The sequence below is a fragment of the Streptomyces sp. NBC_01525 genome (assembly GCF_045040405.1).
Taxonomy (GTDB): Bacteria; Actinomycetota; Actinomycetes; order Streptomycetales; family Streptomycetaceae; genus Streptomyces; species Streptomyces benahoarensis.
The window spans coordinates 1,397,501-1,422,146 of sequence record NZ_CP109397.1; the positions used below are offsets into that span (position 1 = coordinate 1,397,501).

Annotated in this window: 25 protein-coding genes; 10 read left to right on the top strand and 15 right to left on the bottom strand. The window is 71.1% G+C overall.

Annotated elements, in window-relative coordinates:
• Nucleotides 1–531 precede the first annotated feature (531 nt).
• The gene (locus OG422_RS06275; RefSeq protein WP_405740637.1) at nt 532–1,182 is read right to left on the bottom strand and encodes a DNA-3-methyladenine glycosylase; all 651 of its coding nucleotides are present in this window, start codon (nt 1,180–1,182) and stop codon (nt 532–534) included.
• 166 nt (nt 1,183–1,348) lie between these two features.
• On the opposite strand from OG422_RS06275, the gene OG422_RS06280 reads away from it, so the two are divergent.
• The 3 genes from OG422_RS06280 to OG422_RS06290 all read left to right on the top strand — a co-directional run bounded on the left by OG422_RS06280 (nt 1,349) and on the right by OG422_RS06290 (nt 3,678).
• Entirely contained in the window at nt 1,349–2,131 is a 783-nt protein-coding gene (locus tag OG422_RS06280; RefSeq protein ID WP_143942201.1) for a sporulation protein, read from the top strand.
• Nucleotides 2,132–2,173: 42 nt separating this feature from the next.
• Nucleotides 2,174–2,713: a YbhB/YbcL family Raf kinase inhibitor-like protein gene (locus tag OG422_RS06285; RefSeq protein ID WP_405740640.1), complete on the top strand. Its 540-nt coding sequence runs from the start codon at nt 2,174–2,176 to the stop codon at nt 2,711–2,713.
• 461 nt (nt 2,714–3,174) lie between these two features.
• Complete coding sequence (locus OG422_RS06290) at nt 3,175–3,678, top strand: HNH endonuclease (RefSeq protein WP_405740643.1); 504 nt, start codon at nt 3,175–3,177, stop codon at nt 3,676–3,678.
• A 47-nt stretch (nt 3,679–3,725) separates the two neighbouring features.
• Here the strand turns inward: OG422_RS06290 and OG422_RS06295 are convergent, their stop codons facing one another.
• The 4 genes from OG422_RS06295 to OG422_RS06310 form a co-directional block, all read right to left on the bottom strand.
• Entirely contained in the window at nt 3,726–4,490 is a 765-nt protein-coding gene (locus tag OG422_RS06295) for a sulfite exporter TauE/SafE family protein (protein ID WP_405740646.1), read from the bottom strand.
• A gap of 102 nt (nt 4,491–4,592) precedes the next feature.
• Entirely contained in the window at nt 4,593–5,531 is a 939-nt protein-coding gene (locus OG422_RS06300) for an SPFH domain-containing protein (RefSeq protein ID WP_143942197.1), read from the bottom strand.
• A gap of 121 nt (nt 5,532–5,652) precedes the next feature.
• Nucleotides 5,653–6,063, bottom strand: a complete 411-nt coding sequence (locus OG422_RS06305) for an NfeD family protein (RefSeq protein ID WP_143942204.1) — start codon at nt 6,061–6,063, stop codon at nt 5,653–5,655.
• Between the two features lie 60 nt (nt 6,064–6,123).
• Nucleotides 6,124–6,918, bottom strand: a complete 795-nt coding sequence (locus tag OG422_RS06310; RefSeq protein ID WP_405740649.1) for an ABC transporter ATP-binding protein — start codon at nt 6,916–6,918, stop codon at nt 6,124–6,126.
• A 108-nt stretch (nt 6,919–7,026) separates the two neighbouring features.
• Between OG422_RS06310 and OG422_RS06315 the strand changes: the two genes are divergently transcribed.
• On the top strand, nt 7,027–7,839 hold the full coding sequence (locus OG422_RS06315; protein ID WP_405740652.1) for a hypothetical protein: 813 nt from the start codon (nt 7,027–7,029) through the stop codon (nt 7,837–7,839).
• A gap of 186 nt (nt 7,840–8,025) precedes the next feature.
• Here OG422_RS06315 and OG422_RS06320 read toward each other — a convergent pair whose 3' ends face one another.
• Together OG422_RS06320 and OG422_RS06325 are read right to left on the bottom strand one after the other, a co-directional pair.
• Complete coding sequence (locus OG422_RS06320; RefSeq protein ID WP_405747663.1) at nt 8,026–8,685, bottom strand: response regulator; 660 nt, start codon at nt 8,683–8,685, stop codon at nt 8,026–8,028.
• A 97-nt stretch (nt 8,686–8,782) separates the two neighbouring features.
• Nucleotides 8,783–9,928: a GAF domain-containing sensor histidine kinase gene (locus OG422_RS06325; protein ID WP_405740655.1), complete on the bottom strand. Its 1,146-nt coding sequence runs from the start codon at nt 9,926–9,928 to the stop codon at nt 8,783–8,785.
• Nucleotides 9,929–10,320: 392 nt separating this feature from the next.
• Between OG422_RS06325 and OG422_RS06330 the strand changes: the two genes are divergently transcribed.
• On the top strand, nt 10,321–10,899 hold the full coding sequence (locus tag OG422_RS06330; protein ID WP_405740658.1) for a nitroreductase family protein: 579 nt from the start codon (nt 10,321–10,323) through the stop codon (nt 10,897–10,899).
• Nucleotides 10,900–11,225: 326 nt separating this feature from the next.
• A complete protein-coding gene (locus tag OG422_RS06335; RefSeq protein WP_405740660.1) occupies nt 11,226–11,948 on the top strand; it encodes a transglycosylase SLT domain-containing protein in 723 nt (240 codons plus the stop codon).
• A gap of 81 nt (nt 11,949–12,029) precedes the next feature.
• Here the strand turns inward: OG422_RS06335 and OG422_RS06340 are convergent, their stop codons facing one another.
• Nucleotides 12,030–14,588: an FHA domain-containing protein gene (locus OG422_RS06340; RefSeq protein ID WP_405740663.1), complete on the bottom strand. Its 2,559-nt coding sequence runs from the start codon at nt 14,586–14,588 to the stop codon at nt 12,030–12,032.
• A gap of 434 nt (nt 14,589–15,022) precedes the next feature.
• On the opposite strand from OG422_RS06340, the gene serB reads away from it, so the two are divergent.
• Nucleotides 15,023–16,264 carry a phosphoserine phosphatase SerB gene (gene serB, locus OG422_RS06345; protein WP_143942190.1) on the top strand — a complete coding sequence of 414 codons (1,242 nt, stop codon included), beginning with the start codon at nt 15,023–15,025 and terminating at the stop codon, nt 16,262–16,264.
• A gap of 291 nt (nt 16,265–16,555) precedes the next feature.
• Here serB and OG422_RS06350 read toward each other — a convergent pair whose 3' ends face one another.
• The 4 genes from OG422_RS06350 to OG422_RS06365 form a co-directional block, all read right to left on the bottom strand.
• Entirely contained in the window at nt 16,556–17,074 is a 519-nt protein-coding gene (locus OG422_RS06350; protein ID WP_405740666.1) for a SixA phosphatase family protein, read from the bottom strand.
• A gap of 83 nt (nt 17,075–17,157) precedes the next feature.
• Nucleotides 17,158–17,382, bottom strand: coding sequence for a hypothetical protein (locus OG422_RS06355; protein WP_405740669.1), 225 nt, complete (start codon nt 17,380–17,382; stop codon nt 17,158–17,160).
• A 437-nt stretch (nt 17,383–17,819) separates the two neighbouring features.
• The gene (locus OG422_RS06360; RefSeq protein WP_251076762.1) at nt 17,820–17,936 is read right to left on the bottom strand and encodes an SGM_5486 family transporter-associated protein; all 117 of its coding nucleotides are present in this window, start codon (nt 17,934–17,936) and stop codon (nt 17,820–17,822) included.
• Nucleotides 17,937–17,952: 16 nt separating this feature from the next.
• The gene (locus tag OG422_RS06365) at nt 17,953–19,260 is read right to left on the bottom strand and encodes a CynX/NimT family MFS transporter (protein ID WP_405740672.1); all 1,308 of its coding nucleotides are present in this window, start codon (nt 19,258–19,260) and stop codon (nt 17,953–17,955) included.
• Between the two features lie 132 nt (nt 19,261–19,392).
• On the opposite strand from OG422_RS06365, the gene OG422_RS06370 reads away from it, so the two are divergent.
• Complete coding sequence (locus OG422_RS06370) at nt 19,393–20,076, top strand: FadR/GntR family transcriptional regulator (protein WP_143943407.1); 684 nt, start codon at nt 19,393–19,395, stop codon at nt 20,074–20,076.
• A gap of 141 nt (nt 20,077–20,217) precedes the next feature.
• Here the strand turns inward: OG422_RS06370 and fabI are convergent, their stop codons facing one another.
• The gene (gene fabI, locus OG422_RS06375) at nt 20,218–20,988 is read right to left on the bottom strand and encodes an enoyl-ACP reductase FabI (protein WP_405740676.1); all 771 of its coding nucleotides are present in this window, start codon (nt 20,986–20,988) and stop codon (nt 20,218–20,220) included.
• Nucleotides 20,989–20,993: 5 nt separating this feature from the next.
• Nucleotides 20,994–21,698 carry a 3-oxoacyl-[acyl-carrier-protein] reductase gene (gene fabG, locus OG422_RS06380; protein ID WP_143943409.1) on the bottom strand — a complete coding sequence of 235 codons (705 nt, stop codon included), beginning with the start codon at nt 21,696–21,698 and terminating at the stop codon, nt 20,994–20,996.
• A gap of 389 nt (nt 21,699–22,087) precedes the next feature.
• On the opposite strand from fabG, the gene tyrS reads away from it, so the two are divergent.
• On the top strand, nt 22,088–23,485 hold the full coding sequence (gene tyrS / locus OG422_RS06385; RefSeq protein WP_405740679.1) for a tyrosine--tRNA ligase: 1,398 nt from the start codon (nt 22,088–22,090) through the stop codon (nt 23,483–23,485).
• Nucleotides 23,486–23,586: 101 nt separating this feature from the next.
• Here the strand turns inward: tyrS and OG422_RS06390 are convergent, their stop codons facing one another.
• Nucleotides 23,587–23,871 (bottom strand): GlsB/YeaQ/YmgE family stress response membrane protein, encoded by a 285-nt coding sequence (locus OG422_RS06390; protein ID WP_143943411.1) that lies wholly within the window; start codon nt 23,869–23,871, stop codon nt 23,587–23,589.
• A 308-nt stretch (nt 23,872–24,179) separates the two neighbouring features.
• Between OG422_RS06390 and OG422_RS06395 the strand changes: the two genes are divergently transcribed.
• Nucleotides 24,180–24,557, top strand: coding sequence for a DUF3099 domain-containing protein (locus OG422_RS06395; protein WP_405740681.1), 378 nt, complete (start codon nt 24,180–24,182; stop codon nt 24,555–24,557).
• Nucleotides 24,558–24,646: the final 89 nt, after the last annotated feature.

A 24,646-nucleotide genomic window follows, 5' to 3' on the forward strand; every position in this document is an offset into this window, starting at 1 on the left:
CGGACGCTTCCTTTGTGCCTGTTTCACCAGGCTCTCCGGGCGCTTCCCTTCGGTCTTGCGTTTCCGACTCTATCAGATCCTTTCGGCCCTGATTTTCGCCGGTGCGGTCCGGCCTTTCGGCTTTTCCACGGTTCCCACCTTACCAGATCCGCTGGGCGTTTCCGGCCCCCTGTCGGAGCGGGGTTGGCCTTCTTGCTTTCGCTTTCCGGCCTTTCCGACTCTATCAGATCCGATTCGCTGCCGTTTCCGGTCCGAATTCGTTTCCGATTACCCGTCGGAGGGGTTTGCCTCGGTCCGCTTACTTTCGTTTGCGGCGCCTTGGCGTGGTCACTACATTAGCGGTTTTCCCGGGTAACTCATAATCGAGCAACGCGGTCGAATTTCGGCAACGCGAAAGTGACCCCGTTTGGGGAATCGAGCTTCAGTAGTGGTGGTGCCACTGACCGGCTGCGCAGATAGCGCTGCCCATCTCCAGCGGCTCGGGCCACGTTAGACGTTCGGAGTCACCGAGTCAAGGAGCTGCGGTGCGGGTCACATGGCCTTGGCGATGCGGCGCCGCGGGACATGCGGGCGGTAGCGGCTGACCGTCGGCTCGCCCTCGATCCAGTAGCGCCACGGATGCGCCGCACCGTCGCCGCCCACCCCCGTGCGGGGGCCTCTCCGTACGTGCTCCGGGGCGGGCGGGCGACCGTGGAGGACGGTGAGGGGGGCGCCGGGGCCGGTGCAGAGGTCGGTGCCGTCGAGGGTGCGGTCGATGTCGAGGGCCGTGGCGAGGCGGGCCGGGCCCTGGGCCAGTTCGTGGGGGCGGCGGGCCTTGGGGCGGCGGGCCCGGGCCAGCTGCGTACCCGTGAGGACCTCACCGGCACGCAGCAGGACCCCGCTCGCGTGGTGCTCGGGGCCGCAGACGACATTGAGGCTGAACCACATGCCGTAGATGAAATAGACGTACGCGTGGCCGGGCGGGCCGAACATCGAGGCGTTGCGCGGGGTGCGGCCCCGGTAGGCGTGCGAGCCGGGGTCGCGTTCGCCGGCGTATGCCTCCACCTCGGTGAGGCGCAGTTCGATCGGGCCGTCCGGGGTGGTGCGCACAAGGGTGCGGCCGAGGAGATCGGGGGCGACCTCCAGGACGGGACGGTCGAAGAAGGCGTGCGTGAGCGGCATACGTTCCGGTACGTCGGTCATGTCGGCCCAGAGTAGTGCAGTCAAGAGGGGGGCGACGTGGCGCGGGCGGGCGCCCTTGGGAGGCTGGGGCGCGGGAACCGGCGGCCGCCGGTTCCCGTTGGTAGCAGGCAAGCCGTGATCACGGCGGCCGGAGCGAGGTCAGGCGTCGGGCCTGGGGAGGACGGACATGGGGTTCAAGAAGCTGCTGGCGAGCTTGGGGGCCGGAGGCGCGTCGGTGGAGACGGTTCTCTTCGAGGAGAACGTCGTGCCCGGTGGCGTCGTCCAGGGTGAGGTGCGGATCCAGGGTGGGTCGGTGACCCAGGACATCCAGGGGCTGTCGGTCGGATTGCAGGCGCGCGTCGAGGTGGAAAGCGGCGACGAGGAATACAAGCGCAACGTCGAATTCACTTCGGTGCAGCTCGGCGGGGCGTTCCAGGTGCAGGCCGGTGCCGCGCACACCGTGCCGTTCGGGTTGGAGATTCCCTGGGAGACGCCGATCACCACGTTCCTCGGGCAGCATCTGCGCGGGATGAGCGTGGGGGTGACGACGGAGCTGGCCATCGCGCGGGCGGTGGACTCCGGGGACCTCGACCCGGTGAACGTGCACCCGATTCCGGCGCAGCAGGCGATCCTGGACGCGTTCGGGCAGCTGGGATTCCGCTTCAAGGCGGCCGATCTGGAGCAGGGCCACATTCGGGGGACGCGGCAGCGGCTGCCCTTCTATCAGGAGATCGAGTTCTCCGCGCCGCAGCAGTACCGCGGGCTCAACGAGGTCGAGCTGTCGTTCGTCGCAGACGACCGGGAGATGGACGTGGTGCTGGAGATGGACAAGAAGGGCGGGCTGCTCACCGACGGGTCGGACACGTACCGGTCGTTCACGGTGGGGCTGCACGACTATCAGCAGACCGATTGGGCGGGGTATCTGAACCACTGGCTGGCCGAGGTCGGCGGGAAGCGGAACTGGCTCTAACCTGGCCGGACAGGTGTCAGCAAGCGACCAGGAGGTGTCGAGGTGTCCGAGCTGAAGCGGCGGCCGCTCCCGCACGATTTCCACCCGCAGGTACCGGAGTTCACGGTGGCGAGCGACGAGGTGGCGCCGGGCGGGACGCTGGGTTCCGCGCAGGTGTACGCCGAGGGCAACCGTTCGCCGCAGCTGCGGTGGGAGGGTGCGCCCGCGAGGACGAAGAGTTACGCCGTCACCTGCTTCGATCCGGACGCGCCGACCGGCAGCGGTTTCTGGCACTGGTCGGTGTTCGACATCCCGGCGTCGGTGACGGAGCTGCCGGCGGGTGCCGGGTCCGGTGCGATGGCGGGGCTGCCCGAGGGTGCGGTACACGTCCGTAACGACTACGGGACGCGGGACTTCGGCGGTGCCGCGCCGCCGCCCGGGGACGGGCCGCACCGGTACGTCTTCACGGTGTACGCCGTCGACCAGGAGAAGCTGGGGCCCGACGGTGACGCGTCGCCCGCGGTGGTCGGCTTCAATCTGCGGTTCCACACGCTCGGGCGGGCCCAGTTGGTGGCCGAGTTCGAGGTGCCTGCGGAGGGCTGAGGCCCGTAATTGCGTTGCGCCCCGGTGTTCCTCGCACGCAGGGTGGTTCCGGTCGGTGGCTCGTTCGAGTCGCTGGGCAGCCGGTACCGCCGTGGCGGGAGCGCCGGGGCGCAGGTGTGTCGCCTCCCGTTCGCCGGGGGCCGGGCGCGTGGTGCGTCCGGTCACCTCGCCGGTCGCCGTACGCTCCGGATCCGAGAGGTACACGGGGGTGGGATCCGGGGCGCACTCCCCCGTTCCGCGGGTGCGGCCCCTTGGGCGGGCCGTGTCCGGGATTCCGTACGTCCTTGTCGCCCGTGGTGTTCCGGGCCCTTCGCGCGCCCGAGCGCGTCGCTTTCCCTTCCCTTGTTGATTACTCGTCATTTCCCTTGCGGCATGGGGAAATTGCGTTGTTGCGGGAAAAGCTTCCCCTGCACAGTGGAGCCACTTCGCCGCGGGGGCGAACGGGCCGGGAGGTGGGCGGAATGCGCGAGACGCTGGTGCTCAACGCGAGCTTCGAGCCGCTGTCGACGGTGACGTCACGTCGGGCCGTCGTGCTGGTGATGCAGGAGAAGGCCGTCGTCGAGCACGCGCATCCGGGGCTGCGGATCCGAGCCGCTTCGGTGGAGGTGCCGGTGCCGCAGGTGATCCGGCTCAGCCGGTACGTACGGGTGCCGTTCCGAAGATGGGCACCGTGGTCGCGGCGGGGCGTGCTGGTGCGGGATCAGCATCGGTGCGCGTACTGCGGGCGGCGGGCGACGACCGTCGATCACGTCGTACCGCGGTCGCACGGCGGCGGTGACACATGGCTGAATACCGTCGCTTCCTGTACGGAGGACAACCACCGGAAGGCGGACCGTACGCCGGAGCAGGCCGGGATGCGGCTGCTGCGGCGGCCGTTCGAGCCGACGCCCGCGGAGGCGATGCTGTCGACGCTCGGGGTGTCGGTGCGTGAGGAGTTGCCGGGGTGGGCGTCCCCGGCGGCGTGAGGCCCGGGCGGGGTGGCCATCGCCGGTGGTCCGCGGGGTGCGGCGGCTCAGCGGACGAGCTGGACGATGGCCACCACGCCGACGATGACGATGAGGGTGCGCAGCGCGACGGGCGGCAGTCGGCGGCCGATGGTCGCGCCGATGCGGCCGCCGAGCGCGGAGCCGGTGGCGAGGAGGGCGACGGCCGTCCAGTCGAAGTGGGCGATGAAGAGAAAGAGCACCGCGGCGACGGCGTTGACGAGCAGGGTGAGGACGTTCTTGAGGGCGTTGAGCCGCTGCAGGGTCTCGTCGAGCGCCAGGCCCGCCATCGAGAGGTAGAGGACGCCCTGGGCCGCGCCGAAGTAGCCGCCGTAGACGCTGGCGAGCATCAGTCCGGTGAAGAGGACGGGGCCGCCGTGGCGGCGGGGTGTGGTGCCGTTGCGGGCCCGGCGGGCGCGGAGGGCCGCGGCGAGACGGGGCTGGATGACGACGAGGACGAGCGCGATGCCGATGAGCACGGGGACGATCGCGTCGAAGGCGGCGGACGGCAGGGCGAGCAGCAGGACCGCGCCGGCGGTGCCGCCGAGGAGGGCGGCGGTGCCGAAGAGGAGGATGCGGGAGCGCTGCCCGGTCAGTTCGCGGCGATAGCCGAAGGCGCCGCTGAGCGAACCGGGCACCAGGCCGAGGGAGTTGGAGACGTTCGCGGTGATCGGCGGGAGGCCGACGGCCAGCAGCACCGGGAAGGTGATGAGGGTGCCGGAGCCGACGATGGTGTTGATGGTCCCGGCGCCGAGGCCCGCGGCGAGGACGGCGAGTGCTTCCCATGTGGTCACGCGAGCCCCCGTATCGTGCGGTAGCGGATGCGGTCGATCATGCAACAGGGGGCGCCTTCCCGGTCCGCGTGACCGGGGAGACACCCCCTGAGGGCAGGTGGGTCAGTCGATGGGCGGTGCCTGGCGGGGCGTGGGGGACTTGGCGAGCGGGTCGCCCTTGCCGCCGCCGGGGGTGAAGTTGCCGAGGGCGCCGCCGAGGCCCTTGAGGGCGTCGCCGATCTCGCTAGGCACGATCCAGAGCTTGTTGGCGTCGCCTTCGGCGATCTTCGGGAGCATCTGGAGGTACTGGTACGACAGCAGCTTCTGGTCCGGGTCACCGGCGTGGATGGACTCGAAGACCGTACGGATCGCCTGGGCCTCACCCTCGGCGCGGAGCGCGGCGGCCTTGGACTCACCCTCGGCGCGGAGGATGGCGGACTGCTTCTCACCCTCGGCGGTGAGGATCTGGGACTGGCGGGTGCCCTCGGCCTGGAGGATGGCTGCGCGCTTGTCGCGATCGGCGCGCATCTGCTTCTCCATCGAGTCCTGGATGGAGGTGGGCGGCTCGATGGCCTTCAGCTCGACGCGGTTGACGCGGATGCCCCACTTGCCGGTGGCCTCGTCGAGGACGCCGCGGAGCGCCGCGTTGATCTCCTCGCGGGAGGTGAGGGTGCGCTCCAGGTCCATGCCGCCGATGATGTTGCGGAGCGTGGTGACGGTGAGCTGCTCGATCGCCTGGATGTAGCTGGCGACTTCGTAGGTCGCGGCGCGGGCGTCGGTGACCTGGTAGTAGATGACGGTGTCGATGTTGACAACGAGGTTGTCCTGGGTGATCACCGGCTGCGGCGGGAACGGCACGACCTGTTCGCGGAGGTCGATGCGGTTGCGGATCGAGTCGATGAACGGGACGACGATGTTGAGGCCCGCGTTGAGGGTGCGGGTGTAACGGCCGAAGCGCTCGACAATGGCGGCGCTCGCCTGGGGAATGACCTGGATCGTCTTGATGAGTGCGATGAACACGAGCACCACCAGGATGATCAGGACGATGATGATCGGTGCCACTGCGACTCCCGTGCCCTTCGTTTGATCCTCCGGCCGTGGCCGGCTTGGGTGTTGATCGAGTCTTTCAGACCCGTGGTGCGTCGTCAGCGCGTTCCGGTCAGATGACCACAACGTTTTCCGGTCAGATCACCACAGCGGTGGCGCCTTCGATCTCCACGACGTCGACCTGCGCTCCGGGTTCGTAGGCGCGGTCGCCGTCGAGGGCGCGGGCCGACCAGATTTCACCGCCGAGCTTGATGCGGCCCCCGGCGCCGTCGACGCGCTCCAGGACCGTGGCGCTCTTTCCCTTGAGTGCGTCGATGCCGGAGGCGAAGCCGGGCTGCTGCGTGAGGAGACGGTTGGCGAGGGGGCGGACGACGGCGATGAGGGCGACGGAGACCGCGGCGAAGACGAGGAACTGTATGACCGTGCCGCCACCGAGCGCTGCGGTGACGGCACTTGCGACGGCGCCGACCGCGAACATCCCGAACTCGGGCATCGCGGTCACGACGAGCGGAATTCCCAGCCCCACGGCGGCGATCAGCCACCACACCCATGCGTCCACCGCTTCATGGTAGGGCGGGGGCGCTCCGCGGGAACAGGGCGTAAAGCGTCAGGAAAGGGGCAGTCCCTGGGCGGTCCAGCGGTCGCTGCCGTTCCGCTCGACGATCAGGGGGAGGCCGAAGCAGCGGGAGAGGTTGGCCGAGGTCAGTTCGAGGTCGAGGGGACCGGCGGCCAGCACCTTGCCCTGACGGATCATCAGGACGTGGGTGAAGCCGGGGGCGATCTCCTCGACGTGGTGGGTGACCATCACCATCGAGGGGGCGTACGGGTCGCGGGCGAGGCGGCCCAGGCGGCGGACGAGGTCCTCGCGGCCACCGAGGTCGAGACCGGCGGCGGGCTCGTCGAGGAGGAGCAGCTCGGGGTCGGTCATCATGGCGCGCGCGATGAGGGTGCGCTTGCGCTCGCCCTCGGAGAGGGTGCCGAACCTCCGGTCGAGGTACTCGGTCATGCCGAGGCGGTCGAGGAAGGCGCGGGCGCGCTGCTCGTCGATGTCCTCGTAGCGCTCCTGCCAGTGGGCGGTCATGCCGTAGGCGGCGGTGAGGACGGTCTGCAGGACGGTCTGGCTGCGGGGGAGCTTGTCCGCGAGGGCGATACCGGCGATGCCGATGCGCGGGCGGAGGTCGAAGACGTCGACCTTGCCGAGGCGTTCGCCGAGGATGGTGGCGCGGCCCTTGGTGGGGAAGAGGTAGCTGGAGGCGAGGTTGAGCAGGGTGGTCTTGCCGGCGCCGTTGGGGCCGAGGATGACCCAGCGCTCCCCCTCCTTCACCGACCAGGAGACCTGGTCCACCAGAGCCCGCCCTTCGCGGACCACGGATACGTCCACCAGCTCCAGCACATCGCTCATGAGTGCCCTGTCTCCCATTGCTTCTCGGTCGTCACGTGCGCCTGCGGGCGCCTCCCCCGTGCAAACCTACGCCACTCGATGTCAGTGCCGTTCCCTAGGCTGGGGACCATGCTCGATGAACCTCGTTCGGGACGGTTGGCGGCATGGGGAAATGCCCTTTTGGCCGGACTTGTCTCGCTTGATGACGCCGCGGAGCAGATCGCGGACGACGATGCCGTGCACCGTGTGCGGGGCCTGCCGGGTGAGGCCGCGCCGGTGGGGCTGACGCTGGCGCTCGGCCGCCTGCGGGCGATGGGCGCGGTGGGGCTGCGGGTCGCGCTGCCCGCGCCGGGGCATCCGCTGGGGCTGAGCGGACCGCCGGAGTTCAACGCCCGGGCGCTGGACGCCGGGGAGGCGGTGCTGGCCACGGGCGCCGGGGTCGGCCTGGTCCCGGAGATACACCGGGCGGGCCCGGACGGCGGCGCCGGGCCGGATGTGCACCTCGAGGTGGTGTGGGAGTGCCTGCCGGTACGTGAAGCGCCGCCCGCCGATGTGCCGTCGCTCGGCGAGGCGGAGCGGGAGCTGGCGGAGGCGCTGCGGGAGGCGACCGAGGCGCTGATGCGGCTGGACGTGGCCGGTTCCGGCCCGGTGGCGCAGGCCGCGCTGGAGGCGTACCGGGCGCGGGCCGAGGCCGGGCGTCAGGTATTGGCGCCGGGGTATCCGCCGCGCGCGGTGCGGGTGCTGGAACTGGCGCAGCGGGTGGGGGCGCTGCTCGCCATCGCGCGGAGCGCGGGCGGAGACGGCCGGGAGCACGGCGGAGCGGTCAGCTCCTCGGAGATCGCGGCCCGTACGGAGGCGCTGCGCCCGGTGGAGCGCACGGCCCGGCGGGCGCAGGTCGCGGCGTACAACGCGGCGGTGGAGGAGCGGGAGCGGCGGGGGTGAGGGGTGTGCGGGCGTAGAGGGGTGAGGGCGGGCGCGCTCGCCGGGGAGGCCGTGAGGGGGCGCGGGGAGCGGTGAGGGCCGGGTGCCCGGCAGGCTGTGCCGGGCACGGCGCCGGTCGGGGGTGGCGGCGCCGTGCCGTATCGGGCATGCGTACCGGCCCGCCCGGTGGATCAGCCGCCCGGTGGATCAGCCGCCCACCCCATGGCGGACGGCCCAGAGGGCGGCCTGGGTGCGGTCGGCGAGGTCCAGCTTCATGAGGATGTTGGAGACATGGGTCTTGACGGTCTTCTCGGAGAGGACGAGCGCACGGGCGATCTCGCGGTTGGAGCGTCCGTCGGCGATCAGGCCCAGCACCTCGCTCTCCCGCTCGGTGAGTGTGGTGCCGCGGCCCTGTCCGTTGCCGCCCTCGTCCTGGGTGAGGAGGGCGCCGGCCACCTCCGACTGGAGCAGCACATGCCCGGCGTGAACGGAGCGGATGGCGCCGGCCAGCGCCTCCGGGTCGATGTCCTTGTAGACATATCCGGCGGCCCCCGCGCGCAGGGCGGGGACGACGGTGCGCTGTTCGGTGAAGCTGGTGACGATCAGCACCCGGGCGGGGTTGGCCAGTTCACGCAGGGTGCGCAGCGCCTCGATGCCGTCCGTGCCGGGCATTTTGACGTCCATCAGGACGACGTCGGGGCGCAGCCGTTCGGCGGCGGCGATGCCTTCTGTGCCGTCGGCCGCCTCGCCCACGACCTCGATGTCGTCCTGGATCTCCAGGAACGTCCGCAGACCACGGCGGACCACCTGGTGATCGTCGACCAGCAGCACCCGGATGGTCCCGGCGCCGTCTCCGGTCTCCGTCAGCGCGTCGTCGGTGCCGGGCGCGGGGTCGCCGCCCGGGGGGACGCCGCGCCGCTCGCGGCCGTCGGCCTGTTCGTCGCGGTTGCCGATTCCGGCGTTCTCAGCCACCGGGCACCTCCATCTCTACAGCGGTGCCCTGGCCGGGCTCCGATTTCACGGTGAGTACGCCACCGACGCCGTTGGCGCGGTCGCGCATCGACACCAGCCCCAGGTGACGGCCTGCGGTCCGGACCGCTCCGGTGTCGAAGCCGCAGCCGTCGTCGGCGACCCGGAGCAGCGCGCCCTGGCCGTGCCGGGTGAGGGTGACCTCGACGTGCCCGGCGCCGCTGTGCCGCAGCGCGTTGTGCAGCGCCTCCTGGGCGACGCGGAGCAGCGCCTCCTCCTGGGAGGAGGGCAGGGCGCGAACGCCCTGGGCACCGAACGTGACGCGGGCGCTGTGGGCGCGGTCGAGGACCTGGGCCTGTGAGCGGAGGGTGGCGATCAGGCCGTCCTCGTCGAGGGCGGCGGGCCGCAGTTCGACCACCGCGGCGCGCAGCTCGTCGGCGGCCTCGGCGGCCAGCGCGGCGACCTGGTGCAGTTCGCACTTGGCACGGTCCGGGTCGCGGTCGACGAGTGCAGTGGCCGCCTGGGCGGTGAGCCGGAGGGAGAAGAGCTTCTGGGCGACGGCGTCGTGCAGCTCGTGGGCGAGGCGGGCGCGTTCCCCGGCGATGGTCAGCTCGCGGCTGCGTTCGTAGAGGCGGGCGTTGGTGAGGGCGATGGCGGCGTGCTGGGCGAGTATCCCCAGCAGGCGTTCGTCCTCGGCGGTGAAGCCACAGCCACCGGCCGGTTTGGGGCAGCGCTTGTTGGCGAGGAAGAGGGCGCCGAGGATCTCGTCGCCGTCGGCGACCGGCAGGCCCAGAAAGTCGGACATGTCCGGGTGGGCGGCGGGCCAGCCGCCGAAGCGGGGGTCCTCGCGGACGTCGGCGAGACGCTCGGGGGTGGCGTGGTGGAGCATCGCGGCGAGGATGCCGTGCTGGCGGGGCAGCGGGCCGATGGCCTTCCACTGCTCCTCGCTTACGCCGTCCACCACGAACTGGGCGAAGCCGCCGTGATCGTCGGGCACGCCGAGGGCTGCGTACTCGGCGTCGAGCAGTTCCCGGGCCGAGGCCACGATCGTCTTGAGGACGTCCCGCACCTCCAGATGCCGGCTCATCGCAAGGATCGCGCTGCTCACCGCGGGGATGCCGGCTCCCGGTCCGTTGGTCATGGCTTCACGGTACCGGCGTCCGGCGAGGACCATATCGGTCCGCCGCCGTGCCGGTCCTCGGTCTACGGACCTAGGGCGGACCGTGTCGATTTCCGGCGTACTGCCTATTCTTCGCACTCCATTCAAATGTCACCTCGGACCCCTATATAGGGGCATTACACATATAATTCCGCCAATCCCCCTCTCTGTCGAGCGTGCGGATCGGGCCGAAGTCCGTGGATTCGGCGGTCCGCGCCCCGGGGAGCCGCGTCCGGTTCCAGACTCGGCGCACGACAGAAGCGACGAGGGCCTGGACCCCGACCCACGGCGACCCCTACCGGGCCGTTCCGTACCGTCCCGCGCGGATACCGGCGGCGGAGTCGCTCGCCCGCGCGGCGGAGCTACGGGAGCGGATGGACGGCAGGCGGACCGTACGGCAGTTCTCCACCGACCCGGCGCCCGAGCAGGTCGTACGGGACGCCATCGCCTGCGCGGCGACCGCGCCGTCCGGGGCGCATCAGCAGCCGTGGACGTTCGTACTGGTCAAGGACGCCGACGTACGGCGGCGGATCCGGGCGGCGGCGGAAGAGGAGGAGCGCGTCTCCTACGAGGGGCGACTGGGCGAGGAGTGGCTGGCCGCACTGCGCCCGCTGGGGACCGACGCGGTCAAGCCCCATCTGACCGATGCGCCGCACCTGATCGTGGTGTTCCAGCAGCGGCACCGGCTGGGCGAGGACGGCAGCAAGCGCAAGCACTACTACGTCGACGAATCGGTGGGCATCGCGGTCGGGATGCTGCTGTCCGCGTTACATCTGTCGGGGCTGGCGGCGCTGGTGCACACGCCGAGCCCGATGCGGTTCCTGCGGGAGGTTCTGGGGCGTCCGGCCAACGAGAAGGCGTTCGCCGTGATCCCCGTGGGCTACCCGGCCGAGGACTGCGAAGTGCCGGCTTTGACCCGAAAGTCCCTTGATCAGGTACTGGTCGAGGTCTGAGGCGCATTCGCCCCATACGTACTGTGCAACTGCGATCACACCCGGCGAGGCAAACCTTCTCCGGGTGTGACGCCGCGCATAGGGCGCAGGTCACCTACGACGGGCATTAGTCGCCCGGCAAACCCTCGTGAGCTGGGGTTCTTTCCCGGCGGACGCAGGGTCGGGCACCCCGGTTCCACTATTCGGGGTCGTATGTCACCTCGTTGCCCGGTGAATTTACGGCCGCTAAGAATGGCTCCCGTCGCTTGGCGCCGTGGTCTCCACCCGGCGTACTCCGCCACCAACGGCTCCCTGCGGCGTTCCCCTTCCGGAAGGTCTACTTCGCCATGCCCAAGCACGCCCTTTTCGGCCTTGACCGCCTGACGCGGACCCACAAGCTCTCCGCCGCCGGGATCGCCGCGGCCGGTGCCGCCGCCCTCGCCTTCACCATCGTGCCGGGCGCCGACGCCGGGCAGAACACGAGCCAGGCCACGGCCGCACACGTGCAGCCGGTCGCCTTCAGCAGCACCGTCGGCAGCGCGGCGCAGACCCAGCAGGCCACCATCGCCAAGCAGGCGGACGCCTCCACGAAGGCCGGCAAGGCCGAGGCCGCCGCCAAGGCAAAGGCTGCCGCGAAGACCAAGGCCGAGGCGAAGGCCGCCAAGGAGCGCGCCGCGCAGCAGGCCGCCAGCCGGTCCACCGACCGCGCAGCGCTGCCCACCGCCGCGAAGACCCCGGTCAAGACCTACGGGAACAACCTCGACGGCTGGATCCGCGAGTCGCTCGACATCATGGCCAGCAAGGGCATCCCCGGCTCGTACGACGGCATCCACCGCAACATCATCCGGGAGTCCGCGGGCAACCCGATGGCCATCAACAACTGGGACATCAACGCCATCAACGGCGTGCCGTCCAAGGGCCTGCTCCAGGTGATCGCCCCAACCTTCCAGACGTACCACGTCAACGGCACCTCCTGGGACATCTACGACCCGGTCGCCAACATCACCGCCGCCTGCAACTACGCGGCCAACAAGTACGGCTCGATGGACAACGTCAACTCGGCCTACTGAGCGGACCGCGTCCGCACCGCCGAGGGGCGGCACCCGACCACGGGTGCCGCCCCTCAGCGGTGGTGCGCTACGGACGCCGGGTCACTTGCGCATGATCTCCGGCTCGTGGCGGCGCAGCAGGCGGGCCACGACGAAGGCGAGGGCGACGCCGAGCGCGATCAGGATGATCATGTCCATCACATAGACGCCGGGCTGGTGCTGCCACAGCGGATCGGGGTTGGCGGGCGTCCCCTTGGCCGGGTTGGCGGGCTCCCACGGCAGCAGACGGTTCATGTCCGCGGTCGCGCCCATCGCGGCGACGGCCCAGCGCGACGGCATCAGCCAGGAGAACTGCGCGACGCCGATCGTGTCGAACAGCTGGAAGAGGACGCCGGTGAAGACGACCTGGACGATGGCGAACATGACCAGCAGCGGCATGGTCTTCTCGGCGGTCTTGACCAGCGCGGAGATGATCAGGCCGAACATCATCGAGGTGAAGCCGAGCGCGATGACCGCCAGCGTCATCTCGACGCCCGGCAGGTTGTGGAGGATCACGCCCTCGGCGGGCATCGTCCGGGTGCAGAAGCCGATCACCGAGATGATCACGCCCTGGAAGGCGGTGACCACGCCCAGGACGATCACCTTGGACATCAGATACGCCGACCGCGACAGGCCGGTGGCCCGTTCACGCTCGTAGATGACCCGCTCCTTGATCAGCTCACGTACGGAGTTGGCGGCGCCGGAGAAGCACATGCCGACCGCGAGGATCAACATGATCGTGGACGCGTCGCGGTTCGCGCCGTGCCGGTTGTCCGGCCCGTACCCGAAGCCGTAGTCGCTGGGGATCAGCATCGAGACGATGCCGAGGACCGCGGGCAGCGCCAGCATCAGGACCAGGAAACCGCGGTCGGAGGCGAGCACCGAGACATAGCGGCGCATCAGCGTCCACAGCTGCGAGCCCCAGCTCTGCGATTTCTGCATCCGGGCGGGCGGCGACTGGATCTGCACCGACTGCGGGGCGACCGCGTCGATGTCCGCCGCGTACATCTGGTAGTGCGGAGAGCCGCGCCAGCGGCCCATCCAGTCGTAGTCGCGGTAGTTCTCGAACGCCGAGAAGACGTCGGCCCACGTCTCGTACTGGAAGAAGTTCAGCGCCTCCTCGGGCGGGCCGAAGTAGGCGACGCCGCCGCCCGGCGCCATGACCAGCAGCTTGTCGCAGATCGCCAGCTCAGCGACGGAGTGCGTGACGACCAGGACGGTACGGCCGTCGTCGGCGAGGCCGCGCAGCAGCTGCATGACGTCGCGGTCCATGCCCGGGTCGAGGCCGGAGGTCGGCTCATCGAGGAAGATCAGCGACGGCTTGGTCAGCAGCTCCAGGGCGACCGAGACGCGCTTGCGCTGACCACCGGAGAGGGAAGTGACCTTCTTCTCCCGGTGCACATGGAGCTTCAGCTCGTGCAGCACCTCGTCGATACGGGCCTCACGCTCGGCCTCCGCGGTGTCGCCGGGGAAGCGGAGCTTGGCGGCGTACCGCAGCGCCTTCTGGACGGTCAGCTCCTTGTGGAGGATGTCGTCCTGCGGGACCAGACCGATGCGTTGCCGCAGCTCGGCGAACTGCTTGTAGAGGTTCCGGTTGTCGTAGAGGACGTCGCCCTGGTTGGCGGGGCGGTAGCCGGTGAGCGCCTTGAGGAGGGTCGACTTGCCGGAGCCGGAGGGGCCGATGACGGCGATCAGCGACTTCTCCGGGACGCCGAACGAGACGTCCTTGAGGATCTGCTTGCCGCCGTCGACGGTGACCGTGAGGTGGCGGGCCGAGAAGGAGACGTCGCCGGTGTCGACGAACTCCTCCAGCCGGTCGCCGACCAGGCGGAACGTGGAGTGGCCGACGCCGATGATGTCGTTCGGGCCGATGTCGGCGGAGCCGGACCTGGGGACCGGCTGGCCGTTGACGTAGGTGCCGTTGTGGCTGCCGAGGTCACGGATCTCGAAGCGGCCGTCGGGGGTGGCGTGGAACTCCGCGTGGTGGCGGGAGACCTGGAGATCGGAGACGACCAGCTCGTTCTCCAGCGCACGACCGATGCGCATGACCCGGTCGAGTTCCAGGCGGTGGAACGTGGTGGGGCTGCGGTCGCCCTGGGCCTGCGGGGCGGCGCCCGCCCGGGGAGAGGGCTGCTGCGGGGGCTGCTGGGCCTGCTGCGGCGGGACGTAGGGCTGTCCGGCCCCGGCGGGCGACTGCTGACCCTGCGGGACGGGCGGCTGCTGGGCGGCGGGCGACTGCTGCCAGCCCTGGGCGGCGGCCTGCTGCGGCGCCGCGGGCGCACCGTAGGCACCGGCGGCCGGTGCAGTGGCCGGTGCGGCGGCGGCCGACAGGGTCATCCGCGGGCCGTCGGTGGCGTTGCCCAGGTGGACGGCCGAACCGGCACCGATCTCCGCCTGCTGGATCCGCTGACCCTGGACGTAGGTGCCGTTGGTGCTGCCCTGGTCCTCGATGACCCAGCTGTGTCCGGCCCACCGCAGGACTGCGTGCCGCCAGGAGACCCTGGCGTCGTCGAGCACCATGTCGCCCTGCGGATCACGGCCCACGATGTAGGACCGGGACGGGTCGAGCGTCCAGGTCCTACCCTTCAATTCCAGTACGAGTTCAGGCACTCCATGCCCCATTACATAGTCCCCCGAGTGACGCCCTGTATGGGAATCCAGGGATGGCGAACATCGTGGGGAACTATTTCAGGCTCGGCCCGCCTACCGGAAACCGGGACGCGGGGCCGGCGCACACTGCGTACGGCACGTCCGTACGAGGGCCCGGACGGCACCCGTCAAACCACACGGGAGCGGCGAAACCGTGCACCGTGACCGGCCCCGGAGCGCTCCTTTCCGGCCGCCGGGAGGGTCCGGAAAGCACCGGAAGGGGGTGCGGACACGAGTCCATAACGATCATGGGTCGGCGGTCCAGAGGCTGTCCGGGCGGGGGCGGCGAGCGGGTGCCCAGGCCGGGCGCCGCGGGGCCGGGGCCGTGATCGGGGCGCCGCGTGTGGCGGTCCGAACGACGGACAGGTGTACGGGCGGACGCGGCGGGCGGTTACCGTAAAGGCACCATGAGCGCATCGCAGATCCCGCCTGCCACCGCCGTACCGGGCGATGACGTACCGACCCTCCTCGTGAAGATCTTCGGGAAGGACCGGCCCGGCATCACCGCAGGTCTCTTCGACACCCTCGCCGCCTACTCCGTCGATGTCGTCGACATCGAGCAGGTCGTGACCCGTGGCCGCATAGTGCTGTGCGCGCTGATCACCGCGCCCGCCACCGGGGCCGACGGCGCCTCCGAAGGCGGTCTGCGGGCCACCGTCCACAGCTGGGCCGATTCGCTGAACCTCCAGGCGGAGATCATCTCCGGCCGGGGCGACAACCGTCCGCGCGGCACCGGACGGTCCCACATCACCGTGCTGGGGCATCCGCTGACCGCCGAGTGCACCGCCGCGATCACCGCCGCCATAACCTCCTGCGGCGGCAACATCGACCGTATCTTCCGGCTCGCCAAGTACCCGGTGACGGCCGTGGAGTTCGCTGTGTCCGGCGCCGCCACGGACGCGCTGCGCTCCGTGCTGGCACCGGAGGCGGCCCTCCTCGGCGTCGATGTCGCCGTGGTGTCGGCGGGGCTCCAGCGCCGGGCGCAGCGGCTGGTCGTCATGGACGTCGACTCGACGCTGATCCAGGACGAGGTCATCGAGCTGTTCGCGGCGCACGCCGGGTGCGAGGCGGAGGTCGCCGAGGTCACCGCGCGGGCGATGCGCGGCGAGCTGGACTTCGAACAGTCGCTGCACGCCCGCGTCGCGCTGCTGGCCGGTCTCGACGCGTCCGTCGTGGAGAAGGTACGCAAGGAGGTACGGCTCACGCCGGGCGCCCGCACCCTCGTCCGCACCCTCAAGCGGCTCGGCTACCAGGTCGGCGTCGTCTCCGGCGGGTTCACGCAGGTCACCGACGCGCTGCAGGAGGAGCTGGGGCTGGACTTCGCCGCCGCCAACACCCTGGAGATCGTGGACGGGAAGTTCACCGGCAAGGTCACCGGCGAGATCGTGGACCGGGCCGGGAAGGCACGGCTGCTGCGCAGCTTCGCGCACCAGGCCGGGGTGCCGCTGGCCCAGACCGTCGCCATCGGCGACGGCGCCAACGACCTGGACATGCTCAACACCGCGGGACTCGGCGTCGCCTTCAACGCCAAGCCGGTGGTCCGCGAGGCGGCCCACACGGCGGTGAACGTGCCGTTCCTCGACACCGTGCTGTACCTGCTGGGCATCACCCGCGAAGAGGTCGAGGCTGCGGAGACGCATGTGGGGTGAGGGGCTACGAGCCACGGGGTGAGTACCCGTGGCTGGTGCCAGGGGGACGTGGTGGGGCCTGGGCCGGGGGGAGCCAGGTAGGGGGTTGGCCGGGGTGGGCTGGGGGGCTTGGCCTAAGGGCCCTCTTGGGGGGCTCCCCCTCCCCCCACCCTCCCCATCCCTCCCCCAAGCGGTCAGGTCGTCGGCGCCGCTGGTTCGAACGGACCGACGGCCGGCCCTCGCACTTCTCGGGCGCATGGCCCGTCTCAGGCGCATGGCCCGCTTCTCTCGCAGGCGCATGGCCCGCGGAGGTCACTCGTGGGGCGGCCAGTACGCGGTGAGGCGTCCCACGCCGTGCTCGACGGACTTCCATGAACCGTTGAACTCGATGACGGCCATCGCCGAGGTCGGGAACCCCCCGCGGTTCATGCGCGCCAGCAGGTCTCCTTCTGTCTCGCCCGCCAGCGCGTCGGCGAGTGCGTGCATGGCCGGGTTGTGGCCGACCACGAGCAGGTTGGTCACTTCGTCGGAGGTTTCGTTGAGCAGCGCGATCAGTTCGCCGAGCGACGCCTCGTAGAGCCGGTCGTCGTAGACGGTCTTGGGGCGCTGGGGCAGTTCGCCGACGAAGAGCTTCCAGGTCTCACGGGTGCGGGCGGCGCTTGAGCAGAGGGTGAGGTCGGGAGTGATCCCGGCTCCGGCCAGCCGGCGTCCGGCTGCCGGGGCGTCCATCCGGCCGCGCTCGGCGAGCGGGCGCTCATGGTCGCTCTCTTGTGTCCATTCGGCCTTTGCGTGTCGCAGGAGGACGATCCGGCGAGGTGTATCGGCGCTCATGCGTCCCAGCTTCGCATGAAAGGCGGCGCGGGGCGCGGGGTGTTGGGAGGGTCCCTCCGGGGGTTCCCGTGGTCCGTGACGGGTCAGGCGGAGAGGGTGCGGGCCGCTATCTCCAGGAGGCGCATCAGCGCGGTGGGGGCCGGTGCGGTGGAGGTCGCCGGGAGGGCGAGCAGGATCGCGAAGGTGGCAACGGGGAGTGCCAGCGCCCACCACGGCAACTGTCTCCGCATGGTCCCGGTGCGCGGCGCAGGCCGGGCGGCGTCGCGCGGGGGCACGGGTCCGGCGGTGCGGCGGGACGCGGTGGGCATGGTTGCCTCCGTGACGGATCGAAGCGCGCCGCCGCTGTGGGGCGGCGCGTTTCCGCGGGGTGCGGTGTTCTTCGAAGGTACGGGGGAGGGCTGGGCGTTCCTATCCGGGAAAGCCCCCACTGATCCCTGAGGATGATCCCCTAGGGGATCTCGTGGACCGGCCGGTCGGGGCTCGTCCGGGGCGTTCGAGCGGACGGGGCACGCGCCCGCGGTGCCGAGCCGGTCCTGGACCCGGCCGCGACGTCAGCGCAGGGCCCGGCCGGAAGCGTCCCGGCCGGAAGCGTCCCGGCCGGATCGCGAGCCCTGCCGCGGAGGCGAGCCCATGCCCCGGAGCGCCCGGCAGGACATCACCCCGACCGCAGGGCACCCCGCGGCACGTCACCCTGCCGCCCCGCGTCGCACTCTCAGGCGCATCCCCGCAGGCCGCACCCCGTACGTCAGTTGGCGGCGATACTCGCCACAACGGCGATCACGACGGTCACGGCGAGCATCACGCCGAGGACGGTGAGCAGCTTCTTCTGGCCGCCCTGGGGGTTCGGTTCGAGTACAGGCATGGGGTCAGTGTCGCACTCAGGTCTCGTCCTCGATGCGGCGGTCCCGTCCGGCGAGCACGCCGACGGCGATCTGCGGCACCATCAGGCCGGCCATCAGCGCGATCGGGATGCCCCAGCCGCCGCTGTGCTGGTAGAGGGCGCCGACGAGGAGGGGTCCGGGGAGGGAGATGAGGTAGCCGACGCTCTGGGCGAAGGCGGAGAGCTTGACGACGCCGGCGGCGCTGGTGGCGCGCATGCCGATCATGGTGAGGGCCAGCGGGAAGGCGCAGTTGGAGACGCCCATGAGGAGGGCCCAGAGCCAGGCGCCGGAGGCGGGAGCGAGCCAGAGGCCGGTGTATCCGGCGAGTCCGCAGAGGCCGAGGCCCGCGGCGAGCGGTCCCTGGTGGCGCATGCGGGTGGCGAGGCGCGGCAGGACGAAGGAGAGCGGGACGCCGAGGGCCATGGTGACGGCGAGCAGGACGCCCGCGGTACCGGCGGACACCCCGGCGTCGCGGAAGATCTGCGGCATCCAGCCCATGGTGATGTAGGCGGCGGTGGCCTGGAGGCCGAAGAAGACCGCCAGGGACCAGGCGGTCGGGGAGGCGGCGATGCGGATCGGCCGGTCCTCGGTGCGGTGGGCGGCGCCGGGTACGGGGGTGGTGGCGCGGCGGCGCAGGACCAGGGCCCAGGGAAGTACCGCGGCGACGGCGAGTGCGGCCCACACGGCGAGGCCGGGGCGCCAGCCGCCGAGTGCGCTGGTCAGGGGCACGGTCGTGGCGGCGGCGAGGGAGGTGCCGAGGGCCAGGGCCATGGAGTAGATGCCGGTCATCGGGCCGACGCGGTCGGGGAACCAGTTCTTGATGATGACGGGCAGGAGGACGTTGCTGACCGCGATGCCGGCGAGGGCGAGGGCGCTGGCGGTGACGAAGCCCGCGGTGCCGCCGGTGAAGGGGCGTACGGCGACGCCGACGGCAATGGCGGCCATGCCCGCGCAGACGACGGTGCCGGGGCCCCGGCGTCTGGCGAGGCGGGGGGCGGCGATGCCGAACGCGGCGAAGCAGAGTGCGGGGACGGAGGTAAGGAGTCCGGCGACGGTGCCGCTCATGCCGAGTCCGGCGCGTACCTCTTCCATGAGGGCGCCGAGGCTGGTGATGGCGGGGCGGAGGTTGAGGGCGGCGAGGACGAGTCCGGCGATGACGACGCCGTTGAGCCAGCGGGGTGCGGTGGTCGGTGTGGTCGGTGTGGGGCGGTCGTTGTCGGCCGTGCGGTCAGTGGCCGGTATGGGTGCGCCGTCCGGGGCGGGCCGGTTGGCGGCGCGGAGTGTCGCCAGGTCGTCTTCTGCCATGGCCACATCATAGAATCATAGGATGATTGCCTGTCCAGTTATCGGCGGTCGCCCCCTCCCGGGCCGCCCGCCCGGCCCCGTCCCGGTGGCGCCGCCCGCCGCCGCACTCTCCCCGCGCCCCGGAGCACAGTCATGCCCCTGACCTCCCCCCGCCGCTCCGCGCTGGCGGATCAGGTGATCGCGCAGTTGCGTGCCCAGATCACCTCGGGCGAATGGCCCGTCGGCGCGCGCATCCCCACCGAACCGGAGCTGGTCGAGCAGCTCGGGGTGGCCCGCAACACCGTGCGGGAGGCCGTACGGGCGCTGGCGCACAACGGGCTGCTGGACATCCGGCAGGGTTCCGGCACGTATGTGGTGGCCACCAGTGAGCTGGCCGGGGTGATGAACCGCCGGTTCGCCGACGCCGACCCCGGGGACATCGCCGAGGTGCGCAGCGCCCTGGAGGCATCGGCGGCGCGGCTGGCCGCCCGCCACCGCACGGCGCACGATCTGCGGCAGCTCGACGCGCTGCTGGAACGCCGGGAACGCGCCTGGGAGTCGGGGGCTGCGGACGCGTTCGTCGAGGCGGACGCGACGCTGCACATGGCCGTGGTGGCGGCCTCGCACAACGACGTACTGGCGGAGATCTACGCCGATCTCGGGGGTGTGCTGCGCGACTTCCTGCGCGCCGACGTCGGCGAGGAGTTGCGTCCCGAGTCCCATATGGACCACGCCCGGCTGGTGGCGGCGATCCGCGAGGGCGACGACGAGCGGGCCGCCGCCGAGGCGAGCACCCTGCCGTTCGGCTGCCGGGCCGCGCTGCGGGGCACCGGCTGACGCACCCGCGCGGGCCATACGCCCCGCAACGCGTCCTGCCCGCCCCGGCGCGAACCGGAACGGGCAGGAGGCAAGGCGGGCACGGGCTACTGACGGATGATCAGGGCCCGTCCGGGCGCCGTGCGGCGCGGGTGGGTGCGGTCAGGCGCCCATCATGTGCACGCCACCGTCGACGTGCACGATCTCGCCGGTGGTGCGGGGGAAGAAGTCGGACAGCAGGCCGACGACGCCGCGGCCGGCGGGCTCCGGGTCGGTCAGCTCCCAGCCGATCGGGGCGCGGTGGTTCCACACGTCCGCCAGATCCTCGAAGCCGGGGATGGACTTCGCGGCCATCGACTTGATCGGACCGGCCGAGACGAGGTTGCAGCGGATGCCCTTGGGGCCGAGGTCGCGCGCCAGGTAGCGGTTGGTGCTCTCCAGCGCCGCCTTGGCCACGCCCATCCAGTCGTACTTCGGCCAGGCGATCTGCGCGTCGAAGGTGAGGCCGACGAGCGCGCCGCCGCTCCCCATCAGCGGCAGGCAGGCCATGGCCAGCGCCTTGTAGGAGTACGCGGAGACGTGGACCGCGGTGCCGACGTCCTCCCAGTCCGCCGCCAGGAAGTTGAAGGCGCCCTGGGGGCCGAAGGCGATGGAGTGCACGATGCCGTCGAGACGGGCGTCCTCGCCCTGGTGCGCGCGGATCTTGTCGGCGAGGCCGTCCAGGTGCTCCTTGTTGGTGACGTCCAGCTCGATCACCGGCGCCTCCTTGGGGAGCCGCTTGGCGATCCGCTCGACGAGGGAGAGACGGCCGAAGCCGGTGAGGATGACCTCGGCGCCTTCGTTCTGGGCAACCTTGGCGGCCTGGAACGCGATCGACGACTCGGTCAGCACGCCGGTGACCAGAATGCGCTTGCCTGCGAGGATTCCACTCATGCTGATCAGTGACCCATGCCCAATCCGCCGTCCACGGGAATGACGGCTCCGGTGATGTACGCGGCCTCGTCGGAGGCCAGGAAGCGAACCGAGGCGGCGATCTCCTCGGGCTGCGCGTAGCGCGCCAGCGGCACCTGCTTCACAATGCCCTCCCGCTGCTCGTCGGTGAGCACACGGGTCATGTCGGTGTCGACGAACCCGGGGGCGACGACGTTGACGGTGATGTTACGGCTGCCCAGCTCCCGGGCGAGCGAGCGGGCGAAGCCCACCAGACCCGCCTTGGAGGCAGCGTAGTTCGCCTGGCCCGCGCCGCCGAGCAGGCCGACCACGGACGAGATCAGCACGACGCGCCCCTTACGGGCCCGCAGCATGCCGCGGTTGGCGCGCTTGACCACCCGGAAGGCGCCGGTGAGGTTGGTGTCGAGGACGGAGGTGAAGTCCTCCTCGGACATCCGCATCAGCAGCTGGTCGCGGGTGACACCCGCGTTGGCCACCAGCACCTCGACCGGACCGTGCTTCTCCTCGATCTCCTTGTACGCCTGCTCCACCTGCTCGGCGTCCGTGATGTCGCACTTCACGGCCAAGAACCCCGTGGGGGGCTCGCCCGATCGGTACGTGATGGCGACCTTGTCGCCGGCCTCGGCGAAGGCACGGGCAATGGCGAGGCCAATGCCGCGGTTGCCTCCGGTGACCAGAACCGAGCGGCTCACGAGATCACCCTTTCTTTCCTGATCCATCCTGCGTTCGGTACGAAACTATCGGTCACCGGGCCTGTACGGAGAATCGAGGCCGCACAGGGGCGGTGCGCCGTCGCTGTCAGGTCCCTACAGAAAGGGCCGTCCGCGCCGTCCGCGGTGAGCGTCGCGCCGCCCGTCCGGAGCCCGGCGCGGACCGCCCCGTGGTGGATCCCTCCAATCCGCCGCCGGGGCGCTCGATCGGCGAGGCGCGCCCCGCCGCGGGGCGGGACGACGTAGCGGGCCCCGGGCCCGTGCGGGAGGGCGAACGGCCGGTCGCCCGGGGAGGCGAAGGCGGTGGACACGCAGCGAATAGACTGTCTCCTCGTCCTCCCCTTCGGGAACCACAACCGATCAGGAACGCCATGACACGCCTCGGCGAATCCGTCGCCCGCGCCACGACCCTGCTCTCCGCCGACCTCTCCACGGACGCCACCGTCCAGGAGTTGCTCCGGGAGACGGGCGCGCGGCGCTCTCTCGACCTGACGGACCTGCCGCCGAAGGAGCAGGCGGCGCTGATCGCGGGGCGCGCCGTCGAGGTGCTGCCGGGCGTGGAGAAACTGGCGGGGCGGATCGAGGAACGCCGTGCGGCGGGCCACGGTCTCCACATCAAGCTGGGCATCGACCCGACGGCGACCGATGTCCACCTCGGGCACGCGGTGCCGCTGATCGTGCTGAGCCGGTTCCAGCGGCTGGGCCACTCCGTCACACTGATCATCGGTGACTTCACCGCCAAGATCGGTGACCCGTCGGGCCGGACCGCCGAGCGGCCGCCGCTGACCGACGACGACATCGCGGCCAACCTCGCCACCTACCGCGAGCAGGTCCGGCCGTTCTTCGACTTCGAGCACGTCAGCTTCCGGCAGAACAGCGAGTGGCTGGCGCCGTACACCTTCCCGGAGCTGCTGTCGCTGCTCTCGCAGGTCCCGGCGTCGCAGCTGCTCCAGCGTGAGGACTTCCGCAACCGGCTGGCGGCCGGTTCCGGGCTGACGATGACGGAGCTGCTGTACCCGATCGCGCAGGGCCTGGACTCGGTGGCGCTGGAGTGCGATGTCGAGCTGGGCGGCTCGGACCAGCTGCTCAATCTGCAGATGGGCCGCAAGCTGATGGAGCTGCGCGGGCAGCAGCCGCAGCTGGTCGTGACGATGCCGCTGATCGAGGGCACCGACGGCACCGGCGCCAAGATGTCGAAGTCGAAGGGGAACTACGTCGGCCTCAGCGCCCCCGCCGACGACGTCTTCGGCAAGATCATGTCGGTGCCGGACCGTCTCATGGAGCCGTACCTCAAGGCGTGGACGGAGTGGACCGACGACGAGATCACCCTCGCCCTGAAGCGGGTCGAGGAGCGGTCGCTGCACCCGATGGATCTGAAGAAGATCCTCGCAGGTGAGGTGGTGACCGCGCTGTACGGCCTGGAGGCGGCGATGGCCGCGCGGGCCGGGTTCACCGCGCAGTTCTCCAAGAAGTCGTTCACGGACGTCGGTTCGCTGCCGTCCGTCGATGTCGCGGCGCACGGCGCGGAGACGGTCGCGGCGGTGCTGACGAAGGTCCTGGAGTTCACGCCGAGCGCCTCGGCTGCCCGGCGGCTGGCGAAGCAGAACGCGCTGAAGCTGGTCGTCGAGGGCGCCGACGGGCAGCAGACGGTGGTGATCGCCGAGGCGGACGCGGTGCGGCCGCTCGCCGAGGTGGTCGCCGAGGCCCCGGCCGGTGAGGGCGTGTACCTCAAGGCGGGCCGCAAGCTCGCCAGGATCGACGGCGTCTGACGGGCCTCTCCCCCGCCGCCCCGGACGGCCGGTACGCATCGCGCGCACCGGCCGTCCGTGCGTTTCCGGGCGCCGCGGCGCCGCGGCGTTCGGTGGGCGGGTCAGGTGCGGGTGTGGCGGCTGCGGTTGCCGCGTACGGTGATCCAGATGCGTTCACCGATGACGACGAGGATGATGGCGCCGATCAGCTGGAGGAGATGGCGGATCCAGTCGATGCCTCTGGTCTCGTTGACGCCGAGGCCGGTGGCGGCCCAGTTGCCCAGGACGCTGCCGATCAGACCGCAGATCACTGTCAGCCAGAGCGGGATGTGCTGCTTGCCGGGGATGATGGCCTTGGCGATCAGCCCCAGGATCAGGCCGACGATGAGGGCCCACAACCAATGCATGTCGCCTCCTGGTTCGGCGCGGGAGCGGACCGTGCCCCGCCAGTGTCACGCCGCCCCCGCCACACCGCACGCGGAGCCGGGCGCGGACGGCGGCGGGCCGGACTCCGGTGGCGGCCCCGGTCTCGTCCGCGGCGCGGGTGCGGCGTACCGTGTCAGTGTCCGGAATCAGGGAGACTCCGGCGGGACTCCGGTCGCGTCCGCACCGTCCCGCCCACACCGTGACGCCTCGGCGGACGACGGGACACCCGGACGGGGCCGCGCGCCCGGGCGGGACGTTGCGGACACGGCCTAGCAGATGGTGGAGCGGGATGCGGAAGCAGAGCGGCGCCGAGACCTTCCGGATCACGGGGGCCCGGCGGGGGCTGTCGGAGGATGTGCGCGGGCGGCAGCGGCGCTACGTGATCTCGATGTCCCTGCGGACGCTGGCCGTGGTGCTCACCGTCGTGCTGTGGAACGTCGAGCGGCCGATCGCCGTCGCCACGCTGGTGCTGGGCTTCGCGCTGCCGTACGTTGCGGTGGTCGTCGCCAACGCGGGCCGGGAGAACGTGACCTCGCTGCCGTCGACCTTCGTCGCCGCGCCGACGCGTCCGGCGCTCGCAGCCGGAGGCGGCGGTGTGCCGGCGGCCGATCCGGGGGACGAGGCACCGACGGCGGACGGGACCGGTCGGGGCGCCTCCACCGACTGACCTGCGGGGCACCACGAACGGGGGCATCACACCGCGCGCAAGCTCAAGAAAACCTCAGATCAATCATTCCGTTCCGGTGCACCCCGGCT

Excerpts from the sequence above, each read along its gene's own strand:
- OG422_RS06275 (WP_405740637.1), bottom strand. The coding sequence starts at position 1,182 with ATGACCGACGTACCGGAACGTATGCCGCTCACGCACGCCTTCTTCGAC.
- OG422_RS06280 (WP_143942201.1), top strand. The coding sequence starts at position 1,349 with ATGGGGTTCAAGAAGCTGCTGGCGAGCTTGGGGGCCGGAGGCGCGTCG.
- OG422_RS06290 (WP_405740643.1), top strand. The coding sequence starts at position 3,175 with ATGCGCGAGACGCTGGTGCTCAACGCGAGCTTCGAGCCGCTGTCGACG.
- OG422_RS06310 (WP_405740649.1), bottom strand. The coding sequence starts at position 6,918 with ATGAGCGATGTGCTGGAGCTGGTGGACGTATCCGTGGTCCGCGAAGGG.
- OG422_RS06315 (WP_405740652.1), top strand. The coding sequence starts at position 7,027 with ATGCTCGATGAACCTCGTTCGGGACGGTTGGCGGCATGGGGAAATGCC.
- OG422_RS06325 (WP_405740655.1), bottom strand. The coding sequence starts at position 9,928 with ATGACCAACGGACCGGGAGCCGGCATCCCCGCGGTGAGCAGCGCGATC.
- OG422_RS06330 (WP_405740658.1), top strand. The coding sequence starts at position 10,321 with ATGGACGGCAGGCGGACCGTACGGCAGTTCTCCACCGACCCGGCGCCC.
- OG422_RS06335 (WP_405740660.1), top strand. The coding sequence starts at position 11,226 with ATGCCCAAGCACGCCCTTTTCGGCCTTGACCGCCTGACGCGGACCCAC.
- OG422_RS06340 (WP_405740663.1), bottom strand. The coding sequence starts at position 14,588 with ATGGGGCATGGAGTGCCTGAACTCGTACTGGAATTGAAGGGTAGGACC.
- serB (WP_143942190.1), top strand. The coding sequence starts at position 15,023 with ATGAGCGCATCGCAGATCCCGCCTGCCACCGCCGTACCGGGCGATGAC.
- OG422_RS06350 (WP_405740666.1), bottom strand. The coding sequence starts at position 17,074 with ATGAGCGCCGATACACCTCGCCGGATCGTCCTCCTGCGACACGCAAAG.
- OG422_RS06355 (WP_405740669.1), bottom strand. The coding sequence starts at position 17,382 with ATGCCCACCGCGTCCCGCCGCACCGCCGGACCCGTGCCCCCGCGCGAC.
- OG422_RS06360 (WP_251076762.1), bottom strand. The coding sequence starts at position 17,936 with ATGCCTGTACTCGAACCGAACCCCCAGGGCGGCCAGAAGAAGCTGCTC.
- OG422_RS06365 (WP_405740672.1), bottom strand. The coding sequence starts at position 19,260 with ATGGCAGAAGACGACCTGGCGACACTCCGCGCCGCCAACCGGCCCGCC.
- OG422_RS06370 (WP_143943407.1), top strand. The coding sequence starts at position 19,393 with ATGCCCCTGACCTCCCCCCGCCGCTCCGCGCTGGCGGATCAGGTGATC.
- fabI (WP_405740676.1), bottom strand. The coding sequence starts at position 20,988 with ATGAGTGGAATCCTCGCAGGCAAGCGCATTCTGGTCACCGGCGTGCTG.
- tyrS (WP_405740679.1), top strand. The coding sequence starts at position 22,088 with ATGACACGCCTCGGCGAATCCGTCGCCCGCGCCACGACCCTGCTCTCC.
- OG422_RS06390 (WP_143943411.1), bottom strand. The coding sequence starts at position 23,871 with ATGCATTGGTTGTGGGCCCTCATCGTCGGCCTGATCCTGGGGCTGATC.
- OG422_RS06395 (WP_405740681.1), top strand. The coding sequence starts at position 24,180 with ATGCGGAAGCAGAGCGGCGCCGAGACCTTCCGGATCACGGGGGCCCGG.